The sequence below is a fragment of the Nocardia sp. NPDC004722 genome (assembly GCF_053601505.1).
The window spans coordinates 1-1071 of sequence record NZ_JBSGBY010001115.1 but is presented as its reverse complement, the minus strand read 5'-3'; the positions used below and the strand labels follow the sequence as shown (position 1 = coordinate 1071).

The window sequence follows — 1071 nt, the reverse complement described above, 5'->3', positions numbered from 1 at the left end:
CATCGACCAGAGCGTCTGCTTGGTACGCCGGTAATGATCGGCAAGACTCGAATCCGTCGTGACACCCGCGCCTGCGGGCTTGCCTTCCTTATCAACAAGATTGAACGCAACGGTCGTATCGTCGAGCAGCCAGAAGTCATCAGCCGGCACCTGCGCTGGATCGACAAGATGCCTGGGGAGATACCGAATGTCCTCACCGGCTGCGATGTTGTCGTGAGTCTCGGTCAGCAGCCATCGCTGGTAATCGCTGTGGGGGACTGTGACAATGCGGATTCGACTGACGGTGACTCCGCGGGCGATGGCGTCTCGGATCAGCGCACTCCATGCCTCCCATGACTCATCGGGTTCATCCGAACGTGGTTCGCCGCTGAGGAACCGGCGGAACGGCTCCGACTCGCTCGGAACCGTGTACGTATCTTGGACCTCCAAGTGGAAGGCCGACTTTCGGGCCGCCCGGATCAGGCCAGGCCACGGGCTACTCTGCCGCAGCTCCACCGTAGAACGCCCTCCGATTCATCGGAACCTCGATCGCCGCTTCGAACGCTTCCATCGTCAATTGGTTCAACGTCTCGTGGTCATCTATCGGCCGACCCGACAACGTGAACGTTCCGCGCCCAGTGTCCGCCAGGGCCGCGCCGATGAATGTATCCGGTTCCGCGAAGCCCAACAGAAGGTGGGGAATCTCAACGGCATCCGGGGAAGCGGTCCTCCAGCCCTGCACGAGGTAGGTGTCTCGATCGGTGGCGAACAGGGTCGGGCAGTCGCCAACCTTCGACCCGCCCTTGCCGAGAAAACGTAAGCGCATGATCTTGCCTCCTGCTCTTGCGATGTGCATCAGCTTGCACGGCATGGCCCATGATCCCGTATCACGTTTCAGGCTGGTAGGCATTTGACTGGCATTGAGCAAGCTCGTGCAAGCCTGTGGCGTTGAAGGTTCCAGGGCTCCTAGCGTCGACACCAGGCGCTCAGGACTGGTCGAGTACCCCGCTTCTGAGTCGTCCCACCAACGGCGGCAGGGGTCGAGATGGACCGGCGGACAAGCCTCGCGTTCCTTCGGGGTGCCGATGCCGT

General features: G+C 61.5%; 2 protein-coding genes. Both read right to left on the bottom strand.

Features of this window, described 5'->3' with window-relative positions:
* A partial coding sequence (locus ACWELQ_RS46190; protein WP_452403272.1) for a DUF6879 family protein occupies positions 1-495 on the bottom strand: 495 nt, incomplete at its 3' end.
* Positions 476-1071, bottom strand: a 596-nt coding sequence (locus tag ACWELQ_RS46185) for a hypothetical protein (protein WP_452403271.1), incomplete at its 5' end; no start/stop codon positions are given. The genes ACWELQ_RS46185 and ACWELQ_RS46190, both read right to left, overlap by 20 nt.